General features: G+C 71.8%; 18 protein-coding genes. 7 read left to right on the top strand and 11 right to left on the bottom strand.

Annotation, left to right across the window (positions count from 1 at the left end; all coding sequences use genetic code 11):
* Positions 1–170: 170 nt before the first annotated feature.
* On the bottom strand, positions 171–920 hold the full coding sequence (locus tag ACQPW6_RS27055; protein WP_433892282.1) for a hypothetical protein: 750 nt from the start codon (positions 918–920) through the stop codon (positions 171–173).
* A gap of 240 nt (positions 921–1,160) precedes the next feature.
* On the opposite strand from ACQPW6_RS27055, the gene ACQPW6_RS27050 reads away from it, so the two are divergent.
* The 3 genes from ACQPW6_RS27050 to ACQPW6_RS27040 are packed head-to-tail and all read left to right on the top strand — an operon-like array spanning position 1,161 to position 4,253.
* Positions 1,161–2,492 (top strand): magnesium transporter MgtE N-terminal domain-containing protein, encoded by a 1,332-nt coding sequence (locus tag ACQPW6_RS27050; RefSeq protein ID WP_433892281.1) that lies wholly within the window; start codon positions 1,161–1,163, stop codon positions 2,490–2,492.
* Positions 2,482–3,051 carry a DUF1003 domain-containing protein gene (locus ACQPW6_RS27045; RefSeq protein ID WP_433892280.1) on the top strand — a complete coding sequence of 190 codons (570 nt, stop codon included), beginning with the start codon at positions 2,482–2,484 and terminating at the stop codon, positions 3,049–3,051. The genes ACQPW6_RS27050 and ACQPW6_RS27045 overlap by 11 nt, the downstream gene beginning before the upstream one ends.
* A gap of 32 nt (positions 3,052–3,083) precedes the next feature.
* Positions 3,084–4,253 carry an Mrp/NBP35 family ATP-binding protein gene (locus ACQPW6_RS27040; protein WP_433892279.1) on the top strand — a complete coding sequence of 390 codons (1,170 nt, stop codon included), beginning with the start codon at positions 3,084–3,086 and terminating at the stop codon, positions 4,251–4,253.
* A 120-nt stretch (positions 4,254–4,373) separates the two neighbouring features.
* On the opposite strand, the gene ACQPW6_RS27035 is transcribed toward ACQPW6_RS27040, so the two are convergent.
* The 4 genes from ACQPW6_RS27035 to sigE all read right to left on the bottom strand — a co-directional run bounded on the left by ACQPW6_RS27035 (position 4,374) and on the right by sigE (position 7,485).
* A complete protein-coding gene (locus tag ACQPW6_RS27035) occupies positions 4,374–4,985 on the bottom strand; it encodes a hypothetical protein (RefSeq protein ID WP_433892278.1) in 612 nt (203 codons plus the stop codon).
* Positions 4,986–5,212: 227 nt separating this feature from the next.
* Positions 5,213–5,707, bottom strand: coding sequence for a sec-independent translocase (locus ACQPW6_RS27030; RefSeq protein WP_433892277.1), 495 nt, complete (start codon positions 5,705–5,707; stop codon positions 5,213–5,215).
* Positions 5,708–5,851: 144 nt separating this feature from the next.
* A complete protein-coding gene (locus ACQPW6_RS27025) occupies positions 5,852–6,727 on the bottom strand; it encodes an anti-sigma factor family protein (protein ID WP_433892276.1) in 876 nt (291 codons plus the stop codon).
* The gene (sigE, locus tag ACQPW6_RS27020; protein ID WP_433892275.1) at positions 6,724–7,485 is read right to left on the bottom strand and encodes an RNA polymerase sigma factor SigE; all 762 of its coding nucleotides are present in this window, start codon (positions 7,483–7,485) and stop codon (positions 6,724–6,726) included. The genes ACQPW6_RS27025 and sigE overlap by 4 nt, the downstream gene beginning before the upstream one ends.
* Before the next feature lie 180 nt (positions 7,486–7,665).
* Here sigE and ACQPW6_RS27015 point away from each other — a divergent pair, with 180 nt between their 5' ends.
* Positions 7,666–8,322: an O-methyltransferase gene (locus ACQPW6_RS27015; RefSeq protein ID WP_433894677.1), complete on the top strand. Its 657-nt coding sequence runs from the start codon at positions 7,666–7,668 to the stop codon at positions 8,320–8,322.
* A 147-nt stretch (positions 8,323–8,469) separates the two neighbouring features.
* Here ACQPW6_RS27015 and ACQPW6_RS27010 read toward each other — a convergent pair whose 3' ends face one another.
* Complete coding sequence (locus ACQPW6_RS27010; protein ID WP_073493047.1) at positions 8,470–8,637, bottom strand: DUF3117 domain-containing protein; 168 nt, start codon at positions 8,635–8,637, stop codon at positions 8,470–8,472.
* Between the two features lie 258 nt (positions 8,638–8,895).
* Between ACQPW6_RS27010 and ACQPW6_RS27005 the strand changes: the two genes are divergently transcribed.
* Positions 8,896–9,678, top strand: a complete 783-nt coding sequence (locus tag ACQPW6_RS27005; RefSeq protein ID WP_433892274.1) for an enoyl-CoA hydratase/isomerase family protein — start codon at positions 8,896–8,898, stop codon at positions 9,676–9,678.
* Between the two features lie 5 nt (positions 9,679–9,683).
* Here the strand turns inward: ACQPW6_RS27005 and ACQPW6_RS27000 are convergent, their stop codons facing one another.
* Positions 9,684–10,319: a DNA-3-methyladenine glycosylase I gene (locus tag ACQPW6_RS27000; protein ID WP_433892273.1), complete on the bottom strand. Its 636-nt coding sequence runs from the start codon at positions 10,317–10,319 to the stop codon at positions 9,684–9,686.
* The gene (locus ACQPW6_RS26995) at positions 10,312–10,668 is read right to left on the bottom strand and encodes a DivIVA domain-containing protein (RefSeq protein WP_433892272.1); all 357 of its coding nucleotides are present in this window, start codon (positions 10,666–10,668) and stop codon (positions 10,312–10,314) included. The genes ACQPW6_RS27000 and ACQPW6_RS26995 overlap by 8 nt, the downstream gene beginning before the upstream one ends.
* 129 nt (positions 10,669–10,797) lie before the next feature.
* Between ACQPW6_RS26995 and folP the strand changes: the two genes are divergently transcribed.
* Together folP and ACQPW6_RS26985 are read left to right on the top strand one after the other, a co-directional pair.
* Positions 10,798–11,610 (top strand): dihydropteroate synthase, encoded by an 813-nt coding sequence (gene folP / locus ACQPW6_RS26990; RefSeq protein WP_433894676.1) that lies wholly within the window; start codon positions 10,798–10,800, stop codon positions 11,608–11,610.
* A 101-nt stretch (positions 11,611–11,711) separates the two neighbouring features.
* Positions 11,712–12,698: an IS481 family transposase gene (locus ACQPW6_RS26985; protein ID WP_433892271.1), complete on the top strand. Its 987-nt coding sequence runs from the start codon at positions 11,712–11,714 to the stop codon at positions 12,696–12,698.
* A gap of 43 nt (positions 12,699–12,741) precedes the next feature.
* On the opposite strand, the gene ACQPW6_RS26980 is transcribed toward ACQPW6_RS26985, so the two are convergent.
* The 3 genes from ACQPW6_RS26980 to dapE all read right to left on the bottom strand — a co-directional run bounded on the left by ACQPW6_RS26980 (position 12,742) and on the right by dapE (position 15,848).
* Positions 12,742–13,560 (bottom strand): TIGR00730 family Rossman fold protein, encoded by an 819-nt coding sequence (locus ACQPW6_RS26980; RefSeq protein ID WP_433892270.1) that lies wholly within the window; start codon positions 13,558–13,560, stop codon positions 12,742–12,744.
* Positions 13,561–13,576: 16 nt separating this feature from the next.
* Complete coding sequence (locus ACQPW6_RS26975) at positions 13,577–14,656, bottom strand: alpha/beta hydrolase (protein WP_433892269.1); 1,080 nt, start codon at positions 14,654–14,656, stop codon at positions 13,577–13,579.
* A 121-nt stretch (positions 14,657–14,777) separates the two neighbouring features.
* Entirely contained in the window at positions 14,778–15,848 is a 1,071-nt protein-coding gene (gene dapE, locus ACQPW6_RS26970; RefSeq protein ID WP_433892268.1) for a succinyl-diaminopimelate desuccinylase, read from the bottom strand.
* Between the last annotated feature and the right edge of the window lies 1 nt (position 15,849).

Here is a 15,849-nt window from a genome sequence, read left to right as displayed (position 1 = left end):
CGCCGGACGGGCTCAAAAACAGGGGGCGAAGCCGGGATCGTCCTCAAACGCCGGACAGGCTGAAAAAGAAGAAGGAAGCCGGGGAACGGCGATCAGCCCCACCAGGGGCGCGGGGAACTGCGCGACAAGCCACGACGGCGCCGCGCCTGACGAACCGGGCCGGGGTCGGGCTACTTCGGGCCCACGGACTTGCCGTAGTCCACTACCGCGTTCTTGCCGGGCGCGGCGAGCGTGAAATCCTCGCCCCAGTCCACCAGCGTGAGCGTGCCCGTGTTGCCGGCGCGCTGATACCGCAGCGGGTACGGGGTTCCCTGGAGGGACACGTCGAGGGAGCCGCCCTTCGTGCCGGTCACCGCGATCGTCTTCGTCGGGCCGACCTTGCGGTGGTCGCCCCTCTGCACCTCGCCGTCGAGCACGAACAGATCCGCGAGCAGCACCTTCTTGTCGGTGAAGCCGCTGAATTGCTTGTAGGCCGGGTCGCCCGGCGGCACCTTCACGTATTTGCCGCTGAGCTTCGCCGCCGCGGAATCGCCGTCCTTGCCGCCCTTGCCCGCGTCGCCGTAGAAATCCGCGCCGGCCTTCAGGTAGAGGTCGTCGTCCACCCGCAGCAGCTGGAACGTGCTGCCCTTCGTCGTCACCTCGCCCACTCCCCCGTTGGACCGCAGCCGCATGTCGAGGCGGAACGACTGGCCGTCGCTGACCACCGTCCCGGACAGCCGGACCGTGGGCGCGGCCGTCGCCGCGCTTCGCGCGCGGTCCTCGATCGTCTTCGGCGGGAGCTTGCCGACTCCGTTCGTGCCGGCGTCGGGGTCGCCGCCGCCGATCCCCAGGCATCCGGTGAGCAGCGTTCCCGCGCAGAGCACCCCGATCCCTGCCAGGGCTGCGCGGACGGTGGCGGCGGTCCGGCGGCCGGAAAACACGACTTCTCTTCCTCCTACGAGTGGGGGCTGCGGCGAGGCAGAAGCTACCGCAGGGTACCGCCGGGCCCGCCGCCCGCATCCCCCGGTGCGCTCCCCGGTGCGCGCCCGGCCGGCTCCCCGCCGTTCCCCCGAGTGCTGCCCCGCGGGGCGCGCAAGATCCCCCCGGAGTAGCCTGGCCTCGGACGACGAGTGGAGCGAGTGGAGCCGGAGCAGCCCTCCGCGACCGGTAGGAGGCCCCGCATGGCCGCAGGCGCCCCCCGGGTCTTCGTCTCGCACCTTTCCGGCGTCCCCGTCTTCGATCCCAACGGCGACCAGGTCGGCCGGGTCCGCGACGTGGTGGCGATGCTGCGCGTGGGCGGCCGGCCGCCGCGGGTGCTGGGGCTGGTCGTCGAGGTGGTCAGCCGGCGCCGGATCTTCCTGCCGATCACCCGGGTCACCGGGGTGGAGTCCGGCCAGGTGATCACCACCGGCGTGCTGAACATGCGGCGCTTCGAGCAGCGTCCGACCGAGACCCTGGTCCTGGGCGAGCTGCTGGACCGCCGGGTCCAGCTGGTCAGGCCGGAGGACGCCGGCCAGTCCGGGGAAGCACCGGCGGGGGCCCCCGCCGACGGCGAGGAGGTCACCGTCCTGGACGTGTCGATGACCCAGCTGCCGGCCCGCCGCGACTGGGAGATCGACAAGGTCTTCGTCCGCCGCGGCAAGAGCGGCACCCTGCGCCGCCGCAAGGGCCAGACCCTGACCGTGGACTGGTCCGACGTCACCGGCTTCTCGCTCTCCGAGGAGGGCCAGGGCGCCGAGAACCTGGTCGCCACCTTCGAGCAGCTGCGCCCCGCCGACCTCGCCAACGTCCTGCACCACCTGTCCCCCAAGCGCCGCGGCGAGGTCGCCGCGGCGCTCGACGACGACCGGCTCGCCGACGTCCTGGAGGAGCTGCCGGACGACGACCAGGTGGAGATCCTCAGCAAGCTCAAGGAGGAGCGGGCCGCCGACGTCCTGGAGGCGATGGACCCCGACGACGCGGCCGACCTGCTGGCCGAGCTGCCGGAGGCCGAGCAGGAGCGGCTGCTCACCCTGATGCAGCCGCAGGACGCGGCGGGCGTACGGCGGCTGCTGTCGTACGAGGAGCGCACCGCGGGCGGGCTGATGACCACCGAGCCGATCGTGCTGCGGCCGGACGCCACCGTCGCCGACGCGCTGGCCAGGATCCGGCACCCGGACCTGTCCCCGGCGCTGGCCGCGCAGGTCTACGTGTGCCGGCCGCCCGAGGAGACCCCGACCGGCCGGTACCTGGGCCTGGTGCACTTCCAGCGGCTGCTGCGCGACCCGCCGTTCACGCTGCTGGGCGCGATCGTGGACACCGACCTCCAGCCGCTCGACCCGGACACCGCGCTGCCGTCGGTGACCAGCTACCTGGCCACGTACAACATGATCTCCGCGCCGGTGGTGAACGCGGCCGGCTCGCTGCTCGGCGCCGTCACCGTGGACGACGTGCTCGACCACCTGCTGCCCGAGGACTGGCGGGAGACCGAGCTGCACGGCGCCGACCCGGGGGTGGCGGACGATGACCGCTGAAGAGCGCGAGCGCGACCGGGACCGGGAGCGCGTCCGGCACCCCGCGGGCGCCACCGCCACCGGCCGCCCGCGGACCCGGCTCGACCAGCCCCGGGCGCAGCGCCGCAGCCTGCTGCCGACGTACGACGCCGAGGCGTTCGGCAAGCTCTCCGAGCGGGTCGCCCGCTTCCTGGGCACCGGCCGGTTCATCGTCTGGATGACGATCCTGATCATCGCCTGGGTGCTGTGGAACGTCTTCGCGCCCCGGCACCTGCAATGGGACCACTACCCGTTCATCTTCCTGACCCTGATGCTGTCGCTCCAGGCGTCCTACGCGGCCCCGCTGATCCTGCTGGCGCAGAACAGGCAGGACGACCGGGACCGGGTGAACCTGGAGCAGGACCGCAAGCAGAACGAGCGCAGCATCGCCGACACCGAGTACCTGACCCGCGAGGTGGCCGCGCTGCGGATGAACCTCGGCGAGGTCGCCACCCGCGACTGGATCAGGTCGGAGCTGCAGGATCTGCTCAAGGAGATCGAGGAGCGGCGCCGTGACGAAGGCGACGGACGGGGGCGCTGAAGCGGGCCGCGCCACCGCCGTACCATCGTCGTATGGCTACCACCACGTACGGCTCCACGCCGACCGCGGCACCGACGGACGACGCGGTCCGCGCCGCGCTCGCTACGGTCAACGATCCGGAGATCCACAAACCGATCACCGATCTCGGCATGGTCAAGTCCGTGGAGATCGCGGCCGACGGCGCGGTGGCCGTGACGGTCTACCTGACGGTGTCCGGCTGCCCGATGCGCGACACGATCACCAGTACGGTGACCGAGGCCGTCGCCGGCGTTCCCGGCGTCACCTCGGTACGGGTCGACCTGGACGTGATGAGCGACGAGCAGCGCCGGGGACTGGCGTCCTCGCTGCGCGGCGGGCAGGCCGAGCGGGAGATCCCGTTCGCCCAGCCGGGCTCGCTGACCCGGGTCTACGCGGTCGCGTCCGGCAAGGGCGGGGTCGGCAAGTCGTCGGTCACCGTGAACCTGGCGGCGGCGATGGCCGCCGACGGCCTGAAGGTCGGCGTGGTGGACGCGGACATCTACGGGCACAGCGTGCCGCGGATGCTCGGCGTCGAGGGCAAGCCCACCCAGGTCGAGAACATGATCATGCCGCCGTCGGCGAACGGCGTGAAGGTCATCTCGATCGGCATGTTCACCCCGGGCAACGCGCCGGTGGTGTGGCGCGGGCCGATGCTGCACCGCGCGCTCCAGCAGTTCCTGGCCGACGTCTACTGGGGCGATCTGGACGTCCTGCTGCTCGACCTGCCGCCCGGCACCGGTGACATCGCGATCTCGGTCGCCCAGCTGGTGCCGAACGCGGAGATCCTGGTGGTCACCACCCCGCAGCAGGCGGCGGCCGAGGTCGCCGAGCGGGCCGGGTCGATCGCCGTGCAGACCCACCAGAAGATCGTCGGCGTGGTCGAGAACATGTCGGGCATGCCGTGCCCGCACTGCGACGAGCTGATCGACGTCTTCGGCACCGGCGGCGGTGAGCGGGTCGCCGAGGGCCTGTCCCGTACGACCGGTACGACGGTGCCGGTGCTCGGCCGGATCCCCATCGACGTCCGGCTCCGCGAGGGCGGCGACGACGGCCGCCCGGTGTCGGTCTCGCACCCGGACACCCCGGCGGGCGCGGCGCTGCGCACGATCGCCGGCAAGCTGGGCGGTCGCGCCAGGGGCCTGGCGGGGATGTCGCTCGGCATCACCCCGCGCAACAAGTTCTGACCCCGGGGGCCAACCGCCCCCGGACAGCACGCTGCCTCCCGGCCCTCAAGGGCGCCGGGAGGCAGTCCTGTTCTTGGAGCGGCTTCTCGGCGCGGCTTCTCGGCGCGGCGCCGGCGGGCCTCAGGCGTCGTAGACGGTGACGTCCTTGACCGCCGCGAGCGCCAGCCCGTACGCGCTCATACCGCGGCCGTACGCCCCCAGGTGGACACCGCGGGCGGAGCCCGACATCACCCAGCCGTACTCGGACTCGCGGTAGTGGAACGGGGTCGGTTCGCCGTCCACCGGAAGGGTGAGGGCGGACCAGCCGGAGCCGTTCAGATCGTCGGCCAACTCCCAGGCCGTGGCCGTCTGCTGGTCGAGCCAGTCCTGCCGCAGGGCCCGCTCCATGGTGGTCGGCCAGGTGCAGGACAGCAGCCCTGAGCCGGCCAGCCAGGCCGCCGACGACTCCGAGGTGGCCTCCAGCAGGCCCGTGCCGTCCGCGGTGCGGCGGCCGGGGCGCTGCGGCACCGTGACCACCACGGCGAACCGCAGCGTGTCGTCGGCCGGGTCGGCCTTCAGGGTCGGTTCGTCCCCGTGGCCGACGGAGCCGTGCTCCACCGTGCCGTCCGCGCTCGCGCCGATCGCGCTCAGCCAGCGGGGGCCGCTGAACGCCTCGTCCAGGCCGTACCACGGGAAGTCGGCCGTCAAGTAGCCGCTGACCGTCCCCCGTGCAACGCCGGTCTTCGTCTCCATATGGGTCGCGCCTCCTCCATGCCCTGATGGGCGACTCGCCATCTTGCCCGACCCTGGGTGGGTTCAGGGACCGAAACGGCGTGGGGTGACGGCGAACACACGGACAATAACCGCCCTAGGGGGTCAAAATCCACGATCTGGCCGACTCCGGCCGACACTGACCCAGCTTGGGCCGGGCCGACCCGCCTCGGATCGGCCCGGCGCAGGTTCGGCGCGGGCGGGTCCGCTCAGGTCGCGTCGGAGTCGAACGGCGGCGGCTCGCCCGGGTCCAGCCGGTCCCGCTTGCGCAGCCGGTCCGGCGTCGCGGAGGACGTGTCGGAGCCGGAGCCGCCCGCGGCCTTCGCCGCGGCGGGCGAGACGCCCGGCTCCACGCCGTTGACGGCGTCGGTGACCTCGGCCATCTCCTTGCGCGGGTCCAGGTCGGCGAGGTCCTTGCGCAGATCCAGGCTGTTGCGGATCTCCTTGAGGCCGAACTCGTCATCCTCGCTGATCAGGTTCTTCCTGATGAACGTCTTCGGGTTCAGGTCCTCGAACTCGAAGTCCTTGAACTCAGGACCGAGCTCGCGGCGGATGTCCTCCTTGGCGCTGTCGGAGAACTCCCGCACCTTTCGGATGAACGCCATCGCGTCCTGGATGACCTTGGGCAGTTTGTCCGGGCCGAAGACGAGCACGGCAAGGACCACGAGCGCGACCAGCTCAAGCGGGCCTATGTCGAAGAACACCTTGCAGCTCCTTGGGACGTCCGCAGCCGGGAAGGCAGGTTCCGGCCGGACTTCACGGTACCCGCCTCGGCACGCGGTGCGGGAGTGGCCGAGGACAACAGTACGTCGCCGCCGGGTAAAGGGTCAGCACCCGGCGGCCTGCGTTCACCTTCGTGCGAGCCGGTACGAATCCGCCGGTGCGAGCACCTGTACGGATGAGCCCGGTGTCCCCGACAGCGGCCGGGTCACCGATACCGAGGTGGCCCCGGGCGAGGAGGAGGACCCCGCGTCGAGCAGATCCCGCGGAGTGGCTCCGTGGGTGTCGGCCACGGAGTTGGCGCTGAACGGGCTCACCGCGGGTCCGTCGTCGGGCCGGGCGCCGCCGTCCACGGCCGCCTCCATCGGCAGCGCGCCGCCGATGGCGATGGCGGCCATCGAGAAGGCCCCCGCGGCGGCGAAGGCGAACCTCCGGCTGCGGGAGGCCGCCGCGGCCCCTGAGACGGCCGCTGCGGCCGCGGCGGCCCTGTCGGCCTCCTGGGCCACCCGCTCCTGGATCTGGGCGGACCGCTCGTGGATACGGAAGCCGCGGCCCCTGGAGCCGGAGGACGCCAGATCGCGGGCCGGCGCCAGGTACGAGAACTCCTCGCGCCGCCCGGAGCCGAACACGCCTGACCCCAGCAGCCCGCCGTCGAACGGGCCGCGGCGCTCGCCGGCCGGCCCGCCGAGCCCGGCGTCGTCGGCCCACGGGCCGGGGGGCTCGTCGTCACGGCTGTCGCAGCCGCCGGCGGGCAGCCCCTGCAGCCTGGCCATCAGGCCTGCCGAGATCGCGGGCAGCTCTGAGCCGGCGACGACGCTCTTCAGCCGTCGCTGCTCGGTCGCCGCGGCCTTGCACTGCGGACATGTCACCAGATGAGCGAGCACCCGGTCCCGGCTGTCGTCGGTCAGCTCACCGTCGACGAAAGCGGCCAGCCGGTCGCCAAGGTGCTGCTCGGCGGGCACCGCACGCTTGTCACGATGCTCGCCCGAACCGCTACTGCTCACGCTCTCCCGCCCTCCAGGCCAGGTTTCCGAGTGGCGGCAGCGAGCGCAGGGGCCGGGCGGGAGCCCGGTGCCCGGTGTTCCAGAGCCTTGCGGAGGTGCGACCGGCCACGGTGGATCCGGCTTCGCACGGTGCCGAGCTTCACGCCGAGGGTGGCGGCGATCTCCTCGTACGACAGCCCCTCGATGTCGCACAGCACCACCGCGGCCCGGAACTCCGGTGCGAGGGTGTCCAGCGCCTGCTGGACGTCCGCGTCGAAGTGGGTGTCGTTGAAGTGCTGGGCGGGGGACGGCTCGCGACTGGGCAGCCTCTCGGCCGCGTCGTCGCCGAGGGCGTCGAATCGGATCCGCTGCCTGCGCCGCACCATGTCGAGGAACAGATTGGTGGTGATGCGGTGCAGCCAGCCCTCGAACGTGCCGGGCGTGTAGGTGGACAGGGACCGGAAGACCCGTACGAAGACCTCCTGGGTGAGGTCTTCCGCGTCGTGCTGGTTTCCGGTCAGGCGGTAGGCCAGCCGGTACACCCGGGCACTGTGCGTACTGACGATCTCCTCCCAGGAAGGAGGCGTCCACGCCTGAGGGTCCCCATCGGCGGCGAACGTCGCGGTCGTGGAGTCGTTTTCGCGTGAACGGTCAGCAGTGTTGGTCACGGATTTGGGCTGTCCGGCGGACCTGCGAAAGTGCGATAGCACTCGCCTGTCACCGGTCGCAGCCGCACCTCCCCTGTCGGCTCTGGTGGTGTCCAGTAGAGCCCCTACCATATCCACCTCGCCCGTTAGCTCCGGATAAATGCGCTGTTGCCAAAGGCGGGACCAGATCTCGCTGTTCTCCCACCTGTATCAGTAACGCGCAGTCCCATCAGCGGGTTCCCGCCCCCAACGGATACAGTCGCCGGGCGGGCCGCAACAGCGACGGGAACTTACGGGGACAGGGAGAGGGCCATTACCGGCAACCGGCAGGCGAGCTGGGCGTTCGCCGACGCGTTCGTCGCCGAGGACGACGCCCTGATACGCGCCCGCGCCCGCTCGCACGCGGCAGGTCTGCGGCCGGTCTCCCCCGGCACCGGTGCCACGCTGCGGCTGCTGGCCGCCGCGGGCAACGCGAAGTCGGTGGTCGAGATCGGCACCGGGATGGGCGTCTCGGGCATCCACCTGCTGCGCGGAATGCGCAGGGACGGCGTGCTGACCACCGTGGACACCGAGCCCGACCGCCAGCGGCTGGCCCGCGAGGCGTACCGGGAGGCCGGTTTCGCCGCGAACCGCTCGCGCTTCATTCCGGGCGCCGCCCTGGAGGTGCTGCCCCGGCTCACCGACGGCGGGTACGACCTGGTCTTCTGCGACGGCGACCGGCTGGAGTACCTGGACTACCTGGACGAGTCGCTGCGGCTGCTGCGCCCCGGCGGCATCGTCTGCTTCGAGGGCGCCTTCGGCCAGGGCCGGGCGCTGGACGCGGCCCACCAGGACACGGAGTCGCAGCGTCTGCGCGAGCTGATGCGGGCGGTGCGGGACAGCCCGCGGCTGGCGCCGGTGCTGCTGCCCACCGACGACGGGCTGCTGTGCGCGGTCAGGAGCACGTCGGCTCCGCGCCCGGTGCCTTGACTCCCGGGCGCTGACTCCCGGGCGCTCAAAACCGCGGCGCCGAAACGGGCCGGCACCGAATCCTTATCGACAAAGAGGCGCGGCCCCGTACCCACGCGCGTATGCGCGTGTATGTACGGGGCCGCGACGAATCTGGGACCGCTGGTCTCAGACGATGGCCTTCTTCAGCGCATCGCCCAGGGCGTCCGCCTCGTCCGGGGTCAGCTCGACAACAAGCCGCCCGCCGCCCTCAAGCGGAACGCGCATGATGATGCTCCGCCCCTCCTTGGTCACCTCGAGCGGGCCGTCACCCGTCCGCGGCTTCATGGCCGCCATGCTCGTTCCCCTTCCTGAAACCAGCTCGGTCTCGAACACATTGGTTCTCGGCCATTATCCCGCATCGAAGAGCCCGATGACCAATGGTGGCGGCACTCCGTTCCACAATCGACACCCACAAAACCGGCTAATTCGCCGTTCCGGCCGGGGCCCGGTGCTCCGGGAACCGTATCTCCGGTAAGACGAACGTCACATGACGGCCGCCGGGCCGGTCCGGCATCCTGGCCAGGACCATTGCCGCGACGAAGGGGTTCTGCCATGGCCGACTGCGTGCTGTACGAGGTGTCCGACGGGTTGGCGACGGTCACCCTCAACCGTCCCGAGGCGATGAACGCGCTCGACGTCGCGACCAAGAACGCGCTCCGGGACGCACTGCGCGCGGCGGCCGGTGACCAGGCAGTACGCGCGGTACTGCTGACCGGCAGCGGCCGGGCCTTCTGCGTCGGCCAGGACCTCAAGGAGCATGTGGCGGTGCTCGCGGCGGGCGGCGGGCTGTCCACCGTGGCCGACCACTACAACCCGATCACCACCACGATCGCGTCGATGCCCAAGCCCGTGGTGGCCGGGGTGAACGGGGTCGCCGCGGGCGCCGGGGCGGGATTCGCCTTCGCCGCCGATTATCGGATCGTCGCGGACACCGCGGCCTTCAACACGTCCTTCGCCGGGGTCGCACTCAGTGCCGACTCGGGCGTGTCCTGGACGCTGCCCCGGCTGGTCGGCCACGCGCGGGCCGCCGATCTGCTGCTCTTCCCGCGCTCGGTGGACGCCGCGGAGGCCGAGCGGATCGGCATCGCCCAGCGGGTGGTACCGGCCGCGGAACTGCCCGCCGAGGCGCTGGCGGTGGCCCGCAGGCTGGCCGAGGGCCCCACGGTGGCCTACGCGTCCATCAAGGAGTCCCTGGCGTACGGCGCCGAGCACTCCCTGACGGACACGCTGGCCAAGGAGGCCGAGATGCAGACCCGCGCGGGCGCCTCGGAAGACCACCAGATCGCGGTGAACGCCTTCCTGGCGAAGGAGCCCCCCAGGTACCTCGGCCGTTAGACGGACTAGACGGACCACGTGCGGGCGAAGCAGCCCGCCAGGTGGTCGTTGACCAGGCCGCAGGCCTGCATCAGGGCGTGTGCCGTGGTCGGGCCGACGAAGCGGAAGCCGCGCTTCTTCAGGTCCTTGGACAGGGCGGTGGATTCCGGGGTGATCGCCGCCACGTCCGCACCGGTCACCGGGGCCGGCCGGGTGTTGGGGTCGGGGGCGAAGGACCAGATCAGGGCGTCCAGGCCGCCGTCGTAGCCTTCCCGCAGCGCCTGGGTGGCCCGGGCGTTGGTGACGGCCGCGTCGATCTTGGCGCGGTTGCGGATGATGCCGGGGTCCTCGAGCAGCCGCGCCTTGTCCTCGTCGGTGAACGCGGCCACGGCGTCCACCTTGAAGCCGTCGAAGGCGGCCCTGAAGCCCTCACGGCGGCGCAGGATGGTGATCCAGGACAGCCCCGACTGGAACGCCTCCAGGCAGATCCGTTCGAACAGCTGGTGCTCGCCGTGCACCGGCCGGCCCCACTCGGTGTCGTGGTACTCCACGTAGTCGGGCGTGGAGAGTCCCCAGCCGCAGCGGGCGAGGCCGTCCTCGCCGACCACCGGGCCGCCGGCCGCCGCGCTCTCGACCGCCGGGGTCCGCGCCTCGTCACTCACCGGTGCCGTCCTCCCGCCGCTCGTCCTCGGGCGCGAGGGTGGCCCCGCCCACGGCGGTGGCCTGCGCACCGGCCAGCGCCGACTGGAGCTCGGCGATCCGGGCGTCCCGCTCGGCCAGTTCCGCGCCGAGCCGGTCGAGCACCTCGTCGACGTCGAGCATGCGGTATCCGCGGACCGCCACCGGCAGCCGGACGGCGTCGATGTCGGAGCGCAGCAGCGGACGGTCCGGCGGCAGCCGGTCGTCGATCCGGTCGGGCTCGGAGTCGCGCAGCGAGCCGCCGTCACCGAGTACGGCCATCGCCACGGCGGCGACCACCGCGACCAGCGCGATGAGCATGAACCAGAACAAGTCGATCTCCCGGGGTCGGGCCCTACGTGTCAGGCACGATCGTGCCACGATCGCATGAGTCTGAGATGAGGAGCGGCAGTGGCACTTCGGCTGGGAACCCGGGAATTCGCCGAGCGGGAGCCGGTGATCATGGCGATCGTGAACCGTACACCGGATTCCTTCTACGACCAGGGCGCCACCTTCAGCGACGAGCCCGCGCTGGAACGGGTCGCCCAGGTGGTCGCGGAGGGCGCGGCGATCGTCGACATCGGCGGGGTGAAGGCGGGGCCGGGCGCGGAGGTGTCGGCGAAGGAGGAGATCCGCCGCACGGTGGACTTCGTCGCCGAGGTGCGCCGCCGCCACCCCGACGTGGTGATCAGCGTGGACACCTGGCGGGCCGAGGTCGGCGAGGCCGTCTGCGAGGCGGGCGCGGACCTGCTGAACGACGCGTGGGGCGGGGTCGACCCGGGGCTGGCCGAGGTCGCCGCCAGGTACGGGGCCGGACTGGTCTGCACGCACGCCGGCGGCGCGCAGCCGCGCACCCGCCCGCACCGGGTGGGCTACCCGGACGTGATGGCCGACATCCTGCGGGTGACCTGCGGTCTTGCCGACCGGGCCGCGGAGCTCGGGGTGCGGCGGGACGGGATCCTGATCGACCCGGGGCACGACTTCGGCAAGAACACCCGGCATTCGCTGGAGGCGACCCGGCGGCTGCCGGAGATGACCGCCACGGGCTGGCCGGTGCTGGTCTCGCTGTCGAACAAGGACTTCGTCGGGGAGTCGATCGACCGCCCGGTCAAGGAGCGGCTGATCGGGACGCTGGCGGCGACGGCGGTGTCGGCGTGGCTGGGCGCGCGGGTCTACCGGGTCCACGAGGTGCCGGAGACCCGGCAGGTCCTGGAGATGGTGGCGGCGATCGCCGGCCACCGCGAGCCGGCGGTGGCCCGCCGCGGCCTGGCCTAGGTGTATTGATCACGAGCGTTGTTGACACGTGTCGGGCTTGATCATGGCGAAGACCTCCGATGCAGTGGAGCTGTCTAGGACTGCACCGCATGGAGGTCTTCGTGTCCCACCGTAATGCCCGGCTGACCGTTCACGGCAGACGGCTGCTGGTTCAGCGGGTCGATGCCGGCCGGCCTGTGGCTCATGTGGCAGCCGAGATGGGAATCTCCCGGGCAACGGGCTACAAGTGGGTGAAGCGGTGGCGGGACGAGGGTGAGGCGGGTCTGGCCGACCGGCCGAGCAGACCCCGCACCACGCCGCACCGGACTGAGCCGGCTATCGAAGTGCGCGTGTGCGAATTGCGCCGGGAACGCAAGCTCGGGCCCGCCCGGATCGGCCCGGTCCTCGGCCTGCCGACATCGACGGTGCACCGGATCCTGACCCGGCACGGCCTGAACCGGCTGGCCTGGATGGACCGTCCGACCGGCACGGTGATCCGCCGCTACGAGCGGGACCGGCCGGGCGAGCTGGTCCACATCGACATCAAGAAACTCGGGAACATTCCCGACGGTGGCGGCCACCGCGTCATGGACCGCCAGGCCGGCGAGGCGAACCGCCAGGCCACCACACCCGCCCGCAGCCCCTCCGGCACCCCGAAGATCGGTTACAGCTTCATCCACACCGCCGTCGACGACCACTCCCGCCTGGCCTACAGCGAGATCCTGGGCGACGAGCGGAAAGAGACCGCCGTGGCCTTCTGGCAGCGGGCCCAGGCGTTCTACACCGGCCACGGGATCACCGTCGAGCGTGTCCTGACCGACAACGGCTCCTGCTACAAATCCCACGCCTGGCGCGACGCCCTGACCGCGGCCGGGATCACCCACAAACGAACCCGGCCCTACCGGCCCCAGACCAACGGGAAAGTAGAACGCTTCAACCGCACCCTGCTCGACGAATGGGCCTACCTCAAGCCCTACGCCAGCAACACCGAACGCACCGAAGCCTTCGCACCCTTCCTGCACGCTTACAACTACCATCGCTGCCACACCGCACTCGGAGGACAACCCCCGATCAGCCGTGTCAACAACCCTGCGGGTCAATACACCTAGGCCGCCCGGCGGCGCAGGCGGGCCGCCGGCCCGGGCGGCCCGCTCACGCCGAGTCCTTCGTCACCCGGGCGACCGCCTCGTCCACGTCGTCCGTCACATAGAACAGCTCCAGGTCGGCGTTCGACGCCTTGCCCTGCGCGACGAGCGTCGACTTGATCCAGGAGACCAGGCCGCCCCAGTACTCGGTGCCGAACAGCACGATCGGGAAGCGGGTGACCTTCTTGGTCTGCACGAGGGTCAGCGCCTCGAAGAGCTCGTCCAGCGTGCCGAAGCCGCCCGGCAGGACGACGAACCCGCGGGCGTACTTCACGAACATCGTCTTGCGGACGAAGAAGTACCGGAAGTTCACCCCGATGTCGACATAGGGATTGAGCCCCTGCTCGAAGGGCAGCTCGATGCCGAGCCCGACCGAGACGCCGCCGGCCTCCAGCGCGCCCTTGTTCGCCGCCTCCATCGCGCCGGGGCCGCCGCCGGTGATCACCGCGAAGCCCGCCTCGGTCAGCGCGCGGCCGATCCGCACCCCGGCCTCGTACTCGCGGGAGTTCGCGGCCGTCCTGGCCGAGCCGAAGACGCTGACCGCCGGGCCCAGTTCGGCGAGCGCGCCGAAGCCCTCGACGAACTCGGACTGGATCCGCATGACCCGCCACGGGTCGCTGTGCACCCAGTCGCTCTCGCCGCGGCTGTCCAGCAGCCGCTGATCGGTGGTGCCCGGCTGCACCTGGCCGCGCCTGCGCACCACGGGCCCGGTGTGCCGCTCGGGCCAGCCGCGGCCCTCCGAGTGCCCCTCGGCCTTCGCGTTCGCCGCGGCGGCGGCCTCCTGCGCGTCTTCCGCGGTGTCGCCTGAGTCAGTCGCTTCAGTCATACGGGAAGCGTACGCATCACGAGGCCGCGGAAGGCGCCAAGGGGACGGCCCTGGGCGCTTCCAGCCGGGCGCTCAGCCAGGTGAACGCGTCGGGGAACATCCGCCCCCAGGTTTTCCAGTTGTGCCCGCCGCCGGACATCCGGAGCGTGGTCACCTGCGTCGGCGGCCGGGCCGCGGCGGCCAGCCGGTCGGCGAAGACCGGCGGGCTCTCCGGGTCCTGGAGGCTGGACTCCACCAGCAATTGCACGTTCGGGGTGCTGGTACGGGCCAGCCACAGCGGGGAGCGGACGCCGTCGCCGGGGTCGTCGGGGGCGAGCGCGGCGCCGGCCGCGAACCGGTCGGGGTATTCCAGGGCCAGCCGGGCGGCGCAGTAGCCGCCGGTCGATATCCCCATCACGGCCCAGCCGTGCGGGCCCGGCAGCGTACGGAAGTTGCGGCTGATCGACTGCACCACGTCGTCGGCGAGCCAGGTGGCCACGTCGCTCTTGCCCGGCACGTCCGCGCAGCCGGTGTTGACCCGGTCGGGGGTGATGGTGGGCAGTACGAGGATGGCGGGCTCGGCGCGTCCGTCGGCTATCTCGTCGGCCATGATCTGGCCGAGCCGCATGCCGCGCAGGAAGCTGTGCGGGGTGCCGGGGATGCCGTGCAGCACCTCGATCACCGGGAAGCGGGTGTGGGCGTACTCCTTCTTGCCGTACTGCGGCGGGGTCCAGACGATCACGTCGCCCTTGGTGCCGGAGTCCCAGCCGTGCACGGTGGCGCGCTTGAAGCCGTCGGAGTACGCGGCGAACTTCACCCGGTAGTCGGGGTAGACCGGCAGCGGATTGCCGCGGCCGGGATCGGCGAGGTGGCCGCCGCCGGCGTTGGCGTTGCCGAGCAGGTCGTCCCACGAGGCGTAGAAGCCGTTGTCGTCGTTCACCGCGACCATCACCACGACGATCGCGGTGACCTGGCAGAGCACGATCATCCCGACCCGCGCGAGCAGCCGCACCGGCCGCGGGCCGCGTATTCGCGGCCACAGCAGGACGGCGGCGGCCATGGCCGCGAGGGCGAGGACGAGTAGCAGCAGCGCGAACCATCTGCTCGTAAGCCCCACAGAACGCCTCCCCCCGGTCCGGATCAGATCACACCATGCCGGGGGAAAGGACCGATACGCACCCCCGTTCGGTTGCCCGGCGGGGGGTGTGCTTCGCGTCTCAGGGGGCGTGCTTCGCGTCTCAGGCGGTGAGCCAGGCGGTGAGTTTCTGCTCGGCCTCCAGGATGGCCGCCGTCTGGACGTTCTCCTCGCGGGTGTGGGCCAGGGTGGGGTCGCCGGGGCCGTAGTTCACCGCGGGGATGCCCAGGGCGGAGAAGCGGGCCACGTCCGTCCATGCCTCCTTCGCGGCCGGCGGGGTGCCGATCGCGGCCACGAACGCGGCGGCGGCCGGGTGCGTCAGGCCGGGCAGCGCGCCCGGGGCGGTGTCGGTGAGCACCACCTCGAAGCCGTCGAAGACCTGCCGTACCCGCTCCAGCGCCTCCGCCTCGCTCTGGTCGGGCGAGAAGCGGTAGTTGACGGTGACGGCGCAGGTGTCGGGGATCACGTTCCCGGCGTGGCCGCCCTCGATCAAGACGGCGTTCAGGCCCTCGGGGTAGACCAGGCCGTCGATCTCCACCCGGCGCGGTTCGTACGCCGCCAGCCGGGCCAGGATCGGCGCGGCCTTGTGGATGGCGTTCTCGCCGAGCCAGCTGCGCGCGGAGTGCGCGCGCCTGCCGGTGGTCTGCACCCGGACCCGCAGCGTGCCCTGGCAGCCGCCGTCCACCCGGCCGCCGGTGGGTTCGAGCAGTACGGCGAAGTCGCCGGCCAGCCACTGCGGGTGGTTCTCGACCAGCCGCTTCAGGCCGTTGAACTCCGCGGCGATCTCCTCGGCGTCGTAGAAGACGAAGGTCAGGTCGCGGTTGGGGGCGGCCAGTTCGGCGGCGAGCCGCAGCTGCACGGCGACCCCGGCCTTCATGTCGGTGGTGCCGCAGCCCCACAGCAGCCCGGCCGCAGGGTCGAGCCTGGACGGCAGGTTGTCCGCGATCGGCACGGTGTCCAGGTGCCCGGCCAGCACCACCCGCTGGTCCCGGCCCAGCTCGGTGCGCGCGACGACGGCGTCGCCGTCCCGGTCCACCTTCAGGTGCGGCAGCCCGCGCAGCGCCCGCTCCACCAGATCGGCCAGCGCGGTCTCCTCCCGGCTGACCGAGGGAACGTCCACGAGCTGCGCGGTGAGCGCGACGGCATCCAGGCTGAGGTCGAGTGCGTGCGTCATG

It is taken from the genome of Streptomyces sp. CA-111067, assembly GCF_050956065.1.
Lineage (GTDB): Bacteria > Actinomycetota > Actinomycetes > Streptomycetales > Streptomycetaceae > Actinacidiphila.
Note: the sequence above shows the minus strand (reverse complement) of the source record. Positions and strands in the feature narration are given on the sequence as shown.

Excerpts from the sequence above, each read along its gene's own strand:
- sigE (WP_433892275.1), bottom strand. The coding sequence starts at position 7,485 with ATGGTAGGGGCTCTACTGGACACCACCAGAGCCGACAGGGGAGGTGCG.
- folP (WP_433894676.1), top strand. The coding sequence starts at position 10,798 with ATGGCGATCGTGAACCGTACACCGGATTCCTTCTACGACCAGGGCGCC.
- dapE (WP_433892268.1), bottom strand. The coding sequence starts at position 15,848 with ATGACGCACGCACTCGACCTCAGCCTGGATGCCGTCGCGCTCACCGCG.
- ACQPW6_RS27010 (WP_073493047.1), bottom strand. The coding sequence starts at position 8,637 with ATGGCGGCCATGAAGCCGCGGACGGGTGACGGCCCGCTCGAGGTGACC.
- ACQPW6_RS27035 (WP_433892278.1), bottom strand. The coding sequence starts at position 4,985 with ATGGAGACGAAGACCGGCGTTGCACGGGGGACGGTCAGCGGCTACTTG.
- ACQPW6_RS27040 (WP_433892279.1), top strand. The coding sequence starts at position 3,084 with ATGGCTACCACCACGTACGGCTCCACGCCGACCGCGGCACCGACGGAC.
- ACQPW6_RS27050 (WP_433892281.1), top strand. The coding sequence starts at position 1,161 with ATGGCCGCAGGCGCCCCCCGGGTCTTCGTCTCGCACCTTTCCGGCGTC.
- ACQPW6_RS27045 (WP_433892280.1), top strand. The coding sequence starts at position 2,482 with ATGACCGCTGAAGAGCGCGAGCGCGACCGGGACCGGGAGCGCGTCCGG.
- ACQPW6_RS27005 (WP_433892274.1), top strand. The coding sequence starts at position 8,896 with ATGGCCGACTGCGTGCTGTACGAGGTGTCCGACGGGTTGGCGACGGTC.
- ACQPW6_RS26980 (WP_433892270.1), bottom strand. The coding sequence starts at position 13,560 with ATGACTGAAGCGACTGACTCAGGCGACACCGCGGAAGACGCGCAGGAG.